The 8925-nt window shown below is 53.9% G+C and carries 8 protein-coding genes; all 8 read right to left on the reverse strand.

The genetic code is table 11. The features are described from left to right. The coding region (pyrF, locus tag WC317_05135; GenBank protein ID MFA5339510.1) for an orotidine-5'-phosphate decarboxylase at positions 1-448 on the reverse strand (448 nt) is incomplete at its 3' end. Continuing rightward, positions 433-1347 carry a dihydroorotate dehydrogenase gene (locus WC317_05140; protein ID MFA5339511.1) on the reverse strand — a complete coding sequence of 305 codons (915 nt, stop codon included), beginning with the start codon at positions 1345-1347 and terminating at the stop codon, positions 433-435. The genes WC317_05140 and pyrF, both read right to left, overlap by 16 nt. Further along, on the reverse strand, positions 1341-2129 hold the full coding sequence (locus WC317_05145) for a dihydroorotate dehydrogenase electron transfer subunit (GenBank protein ID MFA5339512.1): 789 nt from the start codon (positions 2127-2129) through the stop codon (positions 1341-1343). The genes WC317_05140 and WC317_05145 overlap by 7 nt, the downstream gene beginning before the upstream one ends. Continuing rightward, complete coding sequence (carB, locus tag WC317_05150) at positions 2111-5338, reverse strand: carbamoyl-phosphate synthase large subunit (protein MFA5339513.1); 3228 nt, start codon at positions 5336-5338, stop codon at positions 2111-2113. The genes WC317_05145 and carB overlap by 19 nt, the downstream gene beginning before the upstream one ends. Continuing rightward, positions 5331-6428, reverse strand: coding sequence for a glutamine-hydrolyzing carbamoyl-phosphate synthase small subunit (gene carA / locus WC317_05155; protein MFA5339514.1), 1098 nt, complete (start codon positions 6426-6428; stop codon positions 5331-5333). Before carA ends, carB begins: the two co-directional genes overlap by 8 nt. Before the next feature lie 21 nt (positions 6429-6449). Further along, positions 6450-7679, reverse strand: coding sequence for an endonuclease Q family protein (locus WC317_05160; protein ID MFA5339515.1), 1230 nt, complete (start codon positions 7677-7679; stop codon positions 6450-6452). Next, positions 7679-7993 (reverse strand): tetratricopeptide repeat protein, encoded by a 315-nt coding sequence (locus tag WC317_05165; protein MFA5339516.1) that lies wholly within the window; start codon positions 7991-7993, stop codon positions 7679-7681. The genes WC317_05160 and WC317_05165 overlap by 1 nt, the downstream gene beginning before the upstream one ends. Before the next feature lie 13 nt (positions 7994-8006). Continuing rightward, on the reverse strand, positions 8007-8925 hold a 919-nt coding region (locus WC317_05170; protein ID MFA5339517.1), incomplete at its 5' end, for a dihydroorotase.

Genomic DNA, 8925 nt, shown 5'->3' on the forward strand with positions numbered 1-8925 from the left:
ATCTCGCAAGCGTGACGACCTCGTCTTCGATTTTCATATTTATACCGACCTCGCCTATTGAAGACTGGTCCATGCTTGTAAGCACCGTGACTCCCAGGAGTTTCGGCCTCTTCTCCGATTCCCGCGCCGCCTCTACGGCCCTCATCATCATCTCCGAGCCGCCGAGCGCGTGGATATTCATCATGAACACGCCTAACTTCGCGGCCGACCTTACCGCATGGGCGACAGTATTGGGGATGTCGTGGAATTTAAGGTCGAGGAATACCTTGGCGCCGCTGTCGTGCACGAGCGCGACCGCATCCGGGCCGCATAAAGTGAACAGGCCCATGCCGACCTTGAAGATCCGCACGTCCGGGCTCAATTTTTTTACCATCTCTTTCGCCTCGGCGAGTGATCTCAAGTCGAGCGCCACGATAAGTTTTTCGGAAGCTTTTATGTCTTGAGGCATCCGGTGAGTTCCTTTATATTTTTTATCTTCCCTTGCCGCATATATTTTTCCATTCCGCTGATGATATCGGCGGCGGCCTTCGGATTTACGAAATTCGCGGTCCCGACCTGGACAGCGGAAGCGCCGGCTATTATAAATTCAACCGCGTCCTCATAATTCATTATGCCGCCGATGCCGATGACCGGTATCTTCACCTTTTTAGCCGTCTCCCAGACCATGCGCAAGGCGACCGGCTTTATCGCCGGACCGCTTAAGCCTCCTATTATATTGCCCAGGACCGGCCTCTTCGTATCTATATCTATCGCCATCCCCGTAAATGTATTTACCAGCGAAACCGCATCCGCGCCCGCATTCTCGGCGGCCATCGCTATCTCGGTTATGTCTTTTACGTTGGGAGAGAGCTTTACAATGACCGGTTTTCTTGAGGCCCTCCTTACCGCCCCGACCACGGCTGCCGTCGAACCGGGCTCCCGCGCGAATTCAAGCCCGCCCTTAACGTTGGGGCACGATATATTTATCTCTATGGCGTCGACCCTTTTTATTTTATCGAGCTTCCCGGCGATCGCCGCATAATCTTCCACCCTGTGCGCGGCTATTGAGACGATGACCGCTGTCTTGACCTTGTTCAGGAACGGCAGCTTATCTTTAATAAAGGCGTCTATGCCGTAATTTTGGAGCCCGATGGAATTGAGCATGCCTGACGGCGTCTCGACGACGCGAGGAGGGACGTTACCCTCCCTAGGTTCCAGGGTCACCGATTTGGTCACGATAGCCCCAAGCTTGTTCAGGTCTACGAGTTTCCCGTATTCCTCACCTGACCCGAATGTCCCGGACGCGACAAGCACCGGATTCTTAAATTCGAGCCCGGCTATCTTAACCTTAAGGTTCGGCTTTACCATATTACCTCTTTAGCGTTAAAGACCGGGCCGTCTTTACAGACCAGTTTATACCCCGATCTTGTTTTTATCGCGCACCCCAGGCACGCGCCCACCCCGCAGGCAATATTCTCCTCCAAAGAGACGTAACATTCAAGCCCGCGTTTTTCCGCGATGCGCCCGGCCGCTTTCAGCATACCCCCGGGGCCGCAGGCAAATATGACCGGCCGGAACCCCTTTTTTACCGGCAGGAATCTGTTTAAAATGTCTGTCACGAAACACTTTTCTCCGCAGCTTCCGTCATCGGTGGCAACTATCGTCTCGATGCCGATCTTCCTGAAGTGGTCTTCGCAAAGAAGGGCATTTTTATTCCTGGCGCCTAATATCGCATAAGTTTTGGCGCTTTTTATCTTAGCGAGCGCGTCTGCCAGCGAGGCGAGCGGTGCTACTCCTATTCCGCCGGCGAGTATTATGAAATTTTTCCTGCCCTTCGTGACAGTAAAACCGTTCCCCAGCGGCCCCAGGACATCTATCTTGGCGCCCGGCTTTAGCCCTGAGAGGAACCGAGTGCCCTTCCCTTTTATTTCATATAATATCTCGAAACCCGAAGCCTTTATCCTGTGGAAACCGAACGGCCTCCTCAACAGCGGCGTGTCAGTGTCGCCGCACCTTATCGTCAGGAACTGGCCCGGCTTCGCTTTTTTCGCAATGGACGGGCACTTTACCGCCATCAGGCAATAGCCGGGTTTTAACCTCTTGTTCGATACGACCTTTCCTGAGACCTGTATCATATGGCTGCGTGCCATTCCTTTAATGGCCTTACCCCTATAGAATGCTTCTTGATCGCCTCTATCCCCTTGGTCGCGGCATCCGCTCCCGGCATCGTCGTGACGCACGGTAGACCCAGCGAGACCGCCAGCGACCTTATCTTTATCTCATCCTCTCTCGGCTTCTTCCCGGAAGGCGTGTTTATGATCAACTTTATTTTCCCTTCCCTCATCTGGTCGAGTATGTTAGGGCTCCCCTCGCTTATCCTGTGGATCCGGGTAGCCGCGATGCCGGCTTCTTTGAGCGTCGCCGCCGTACCCGCGGTAGCGATCATATCGAATCCCAGCTTGCTCAATTTCTTGGCTATCGGGACTATCTTCGCCTTATGGGCGTCCTGGACGCTCACGAAGACCGTGCCTTCTGTCGGCAGCGCGCTGTTAGCCGCCATCTGCGATTTCGCGAACGCCCTGCCGAAATCCACGTCAATGCCCATGACCTCGCCTGTCGACCTCATCTCAGGGCCGAGTATTATGTCTATCCCCGGGAACTTGACGAACGGGAAGACGGATTCTTTCACCGATATCTGCGGCGGGGTGATCTCTTTGGTGAAACCGAGGTCTTTTAATTTCTTCCCCGCCATGACTTTCGCCGCGAGTTTTGCGAGGGGCACCCCTATCGCCTTGCTGACGAAAGGTATCGTCCTCGAGGCCCGGGGATTCACCTCTAATATATAAACGACCCCCTTCTGCACGGCATATTGGACGTTCATAAGGCCGACGACGTTCAGGTCTTTCGCCATGGAGAACGTCGCCTGCCTTATCTCATCAATGACTTTCTTGTTCAGCGTATGCGGAGGAAGGACCATCGCGGCGTCGCCGGAATGGACCCCGGCCTCCTCTATGTGCTCCATTATCCCGCCTATCACGAATGTCTCTCCGTCGCCTATCATGTCGACGTCGACCTCGATCGCGTCCTCGAGGAACTTGTCTATCAGCACCGGAAATTCCGGAGAGGCCTTTACCGCATGCGTCATATAATACTCGAGCGACTCGTCGTCATAGACTATTTCCATCGCCCGCCCTCCCAGGACATAGGAAGGCCTGACCATGACCGGGTAGCCTATCTTCTTCGCGGCCTCTATCGCGCCTTTGACATCGACGGCGGTCCCGTTTACCGGCTGCCTCAATCCCAGTTTCTCGACGAGGAGTTTGAATTTCTCCCTGTCCTCAGCTATATCTATCGCCTCCGGCGTCGTCCCAATTATTTTGAGGCCGGCCTTCTTTAACGCTACCGCCAGGTTCAGCGGGGTCTGGCCTCCGAATTGGACTATCGCGCCGTCCGGCTTCTCTTTATCGGCTATGTTAAGGACGTCCTCGATGGTGAGCGGCTCAAAATATAGTTTGTCCGAGGTGTCGTAATCCGTCGAGACGGTCTCGGGATTGGAGTTTACCATTATCGTCTCGTAGCCTATCTCCTTGAGCGCGAAAGCGGCATGGACGCAGCAATAATCGAACTCGATGCCCTGGCCTATCCTGTTCGGGCCGCCCCCGAGTATCATTATCTTTTTTTTCGCGGAGGACCTCGTCTCGTCCTCTTCTTCGTATGTCGAGTAGAAATATGGAGTATACGCCTCGAATTCCGCGGCGCAGGTATCGACCAGCTTGTAGACAGCGCTTACTCCCTCTTTTATCCTCGGCGCCCTTACTCCCATCTCGTCCGAGCCGCGCAGGTATGAGATCTGTTTGTCCGAGAACCCGGACTGTTTAGCCTTCAGGAGAACTTCGCCTGTCATCTCGGAGCTTTTTATCTGGTCCTCGACCTCTATTATTTCCTTTATATTCTGGAGGAACCACGGGTCTATCTTCGTAAGCCCGTATATTTTTTCTATCGTAAACCCTTCTTTCAAAGCGTACCTGATGTAAAATAACCTGTCCTGGTTTGGCGTTTTTAATTTCTCTATTATCTCCTGCTTGAAATTGGGGCCCTTTGATCTCGCCTCGTACTCATCCTTCGGGTCCGCGCCGAGGCCGAACCTGCCTATCTCCAGCGACCTGATCCCTTTCTGCAGCGCCTCTTTGAATGTCCTGCCTATCGCCATCGTCTCGCCGACAGATTTCATCTGTATGGTAAGCCTCTGGTCGGCCTTCGGGAACTTTTCGAAAGCCCACCGCGGTATCTTCACGACGCAATAATCTATCGCCGGCTCGAATGAGGCCGGTGTCTCCTTGGTTATATCGTTTGGTATCTCGTCGAGGGTATAGCCGACCGCGAGTTTCGCCGCGATCTTCGCTATCGGAAAACCCGTCGCCTTGGAGGCGAGGGCCGACGACCTCGATACCCTCGGGTTCATCTCTATGATCACCTGCCTGCCGGTATCAGGGTTGACGCCGAACTGGATGTTCGAACCGCCGGTCTCGACGCCGATCTCGCGTATGACCTTTATCGCGGAATCCCTCATTATCTGGTATTCCCTGTCGGTCAGCGTCTGGGCAGGCGCGACTGTTATGGAATCGCCGGTGTGTATCCCCATCGGGTCGAAGTTCTCGATCGAGCATATTATGACTACGTTGTCCTTGAGGTCGCGCATGACCTCCAGCTCGTACTCCTTCCATCCGGCGATGGACTCCTCTATGAGGATCTCGCCTATCATGCTTAAAGAGAGGCCCCTCTGCGCGATCTCCTCGAATTCTTTCCAATCCGCAGCGGTCCCGCCGCCTGTTCCGCCTAATGTGAAAGAAGGCCTTATAACGAGCGGGAAACCTATCTCTACTGCGATCTTTTTCGCCTGGTCCATATTGTAGGCGAGGTCGCTCTTCGGCATGTCGAGCCCTATCTTCGACATCGCTTCCTTAAAGAGCTTCCTGTCTTCGGCCTTTTTTATCGCCCCGGCCTTAGCGCCGATCATCTCCACCCCGAACTTCTCCAAGACACCGGTCTCGTGCAGCTGTATGGCGCAGTTCAGGCCGGTCTGCCCGCCCAGCGTAGGCAATAAGGCATCGGGCCTCTCTTTCTCTATTATCTTCGCTATCATCTCCGGGGTTATCGGTTCGATATAAGTGACATCCGCGGTCTCCGGGTCGGTCATGATCGTGGCCGGGTTGGAGTTGACGAGTATGATCTTGAACCCTTCTTCGCGGAGCGCTTTGCACGCCTGGGTCCCGGAATAATCGAATTCGCAGGCCTGGCCTATCACTATCGGGCCTGAGCCTATTATCAATATCTTATTTATGTCTGTCCTCTTAGGCATCTTTCCTTTCGCTCATCATGGCTGCGAATTTATCGAATAAATATTCGGCGTCATGCGGGCCCGGGCACGCTTCGGGATGATACTGGACGGAAAATACCGGCAGCTTCCTGTGCTCCATGCCTTCTGCCGTCTTATCGTAGAGATTTATATGCGTCAGGACCATATCTTTATCCGGGATGGAATCCATGTCGACCGCGAACCCGTGGTTCTGCGACGTGATGTCGACCTTTCTCGTCCTCAGGTCCATGACCGGATGATTGCCTCCGTGGTGTCCGAACTTAAGCTTATACGTCTTGCCGCCGAACGCGAGGCCCAGTATCTGGTGGCCGAGGCATATGCCGAATATCGGGAGTTTGCCGATCAGCTTTCTTACGGCTTCGATATGATACGGCACTCCCTCGGGATCACCCGGGCCGTTCGAGAGGAACAACCCGTCCGGCTTCAGCGCGAGCACATCCTCGGCCGTGGCCGAGGCCGGCAGGACCTTGATTTTGCAGCCTATCCTGCTCAAATTCCTGTATATGTTCAATTTCGTCCCGCAATCTATCGCGACGACGGTGAACCGCGTCTTCGCGGCGCCTTCATCCTCCAAATCGAAGGGTTTCTTGCACGTGACTTCCTTGACGAGATCTCTCCCTAACAGGCCCGGAGAGGCTTTGACTTTATCGAGCAGCTTCTTCTCGTCCGGCTCCACGGTCGATATGGCGCATTTCATCGCGCCCTTGGTCCTTAATCTCCTCGTGATAGCCCTGGTGTCGACGCCCTGTATGCCGGTTATCTTATATTTTTTCATATAATCATCCAGCGTCGTTTTCTTCCGGTAATTCGAGGCGATGCCGCTCAGTTCCTTCACCACGAACCCTTCGGCCCACGGCTTGCAGGATTCGGCATCTTCGTCGTTTACGCCGTAGTTGCCTATCAGAGGATAGGTCATCGTCACTATCTGACCCTTATAGGAAGGGTCGGTCAGTATCTCTTGATAGCCGGTCATTGAGGTATTAAACACCAGCTCGCCGAACGACTCGCCCTCTGCGCCGAACGACTCGCCTTTATATGTGCTTCCGTCTTCCAATACAAGGTACGCTTTCATTCTCCGCTTTCTTTTAGTTCCTCAAAATAAAGTAAGCTGCTTCTCTCCTGTTTCTTCTTTGTCGAATATCTTTATCTTCCCGTACTCCCCGTCGTAGCCTGCGAGGATTTCCACTTTCCCGCCCCTGACCCTTATCACACCTTCCGCTATCTTCTCCGGCAGCTGCGCCCTCAGGTCGCTTTCGCCCATCTTAAGCAGGATGTTGAATTCACTGCCGCATTTATTCACAAGTGACATATATTCGCGTTCGACCGCCACTGATTGTTCCCCTACTCCTCGCGCGTCGGATATTATCTGCGCAAGCGGTATCATGCTCTTGAACGGGATGGCGCCTTCCGGCACGAATCCCTCCGGCCTGTCAGCGAGCTCTTCGACGCGGTGCATCACTCCGACGGTTATCTTCTTGCCGCAGACCGGACAGAGGTTCCGATTCTTTATCGCCTCTTTCGGGGAGACCCTGGAATCGCAGTTCCGGTGCCCGTCATAATGGTACTTTCCTTCCTGCGGATAGAATTCCACGGTATATAAAAATTTCTTTTTGTCTTTGGCCTTTAGCGCTCCGATTATCTCCCTGTAATCGAGCCCGCAATCGAAGACGTTCGCTTCCCTGCCTATCTTTTGGGGCGAATGTGAATCAGAATTTGAGATCAGCGAATACCTGTCGAGGCTGCTCAGGCGCCAGTTCATCGCCGGGTCCGACGACAGGCCGGTCTCGAGGCAATATATGTTATTCGCCTCATCTTTAAAGCATTCCTCGACGCTGTTGAAACCGGAATTCGACCCGAATATCGAGAAGTGCGGGGTCCACGCGTGAGCCGGCACGATGAAGCAATCCGGCGACACGTCCAGGCACGCCCTGACGAGGTCCCTCGCGCTCATGTTCAGTATCGGGCGCCCGTCTGAGAAGAGGTCCCCGTATTCCCCCAGTTTTGCGTTCAATCTTTCCGCCGTCCCCATATCTGGGACGAAGATCACGTTATGTATCCTTTTCGATTTCCCCTCGACGTAGAAATTATTGAATACCTCTACCGTCAGTATGAAATTCACGCCGCCGTGTTCGTAGAGCCCGCCCCCCGCTTCTTTCAGTTCGCTCTTCAGTTCGGATAACCAGAGCGGGTGGGTGAAATCTCCCGTGCCGAGGAGGGATATCCCCTTGATCTTCGCCCAGCGGGAGAGCTCTTTGACGTTCATCGATCCCGATGTCGCGCGGCTGTATCTCGAATGGATATGGAAATCAGCTGCAAATTCCATTAAAAAATAGGCTCTAGCTCCTCCGTCCCTTTGTCTACGGCCTTACCGATAAGCGACCTTTGGTAATTGACATAGCCGAGGTTCTCTTTCGCCTTTTTCCCGTAGTAACTGTCCGGGTATTTCTTTACCAGGAGGTCGTAATAATATTGGGCATTGTCCCAATCCTTGAGCTGGTACGCGATGTCGCCGGCGTGGAGCCAATCGCTCGCTTCCAGCTTTTCTTTTCCTTTCAAATACGGCTCCGGGGTGGCGCACCCCGCGACGAAGACCAGGGTCATCGCAAAAGCGAAGACTATCATAATTCCGCGGCCCATAATACCCTCCTTTTTAATCGAATTTCCCGTTTTCGTATTTTATCTTTCCGCCGACTATAGTAACGAGAACCGTCCCGCCCATCTTCCTGCCTGCCAGCGGCGTGTTCTTCGATTTAGATTCTATGTGTTTCTCCTCGACGATCCATTCCGCGGCAGGGTCGAAGACCGTGACGTCAGCGTCGCTTCCAACGGCGAGCGAACCTTTCCCCTTGAGGCCTAATATCGCCGAGGGATTTGCCGACATCTTGCTTACGAGGCCGCTCCAGTCGAGGGTTTTGTTTTTCACCAATTCCGTATTAGCGAGCGATAAGGCGAATTCCAGGCCTATCATCCCGTTCGCGGCAAAATCGAATTCAACGTCTTTTTCTTCGACGGAATGCGGCGCGTGGTCGGTAGCGATCGCATCTATCGTCCCATCGGATAACCCTTTCTTGATCGCCGCCAGGTCTTCCTTCGTCCTCAACGGAGGATTAACCTTCGCCTTCGTATTAAAACCCAGCACCGCCTCTTCGGTAAGCGTGAAGTAGTGCGGGCAGGTCTCGCATGTCACTTTTATCCCTCTTTTTTTCGCTTCCCTTACCGCCTCGACGCTCTCTTTTGCGGATACGTGGGCGATGTGCAGCTTCGCGCCGGTAAGCCCGGCCAGCTCTATATCCCTCATCACCATGACTACTTCCGACGCGCGCGGTATCCCTTTCAGCCCGAGTTTCGTCGAGATGAATCCCTCGTTCATTACGCCGTTTTTCGACAGGTTCGCGTCTTCGCAGTGCGATATCACCGGCAGGCCGAACATCTTCGCGTATTCGAGCGCCCGCCTCAATATCTCAGCGTTCATCACCGGATTTCCGTCGTCTGACAGGGCCTTCGCCCCGGCCTCGGCTATCTGGCCTATCTCGGTAAGTTCTTTGCCTTCGAGGCCTTTCGTCACCGCG

The organism is Candidatus Omnitrophota bacterium (genome assembly GCA_041653595.1).
Classification (GTDB): Bacteria; Omnitrophota; Gorgyraeia; order Pluralincolimonadales; family Pluralincolimonadaceae; genus Pluralincolimonas.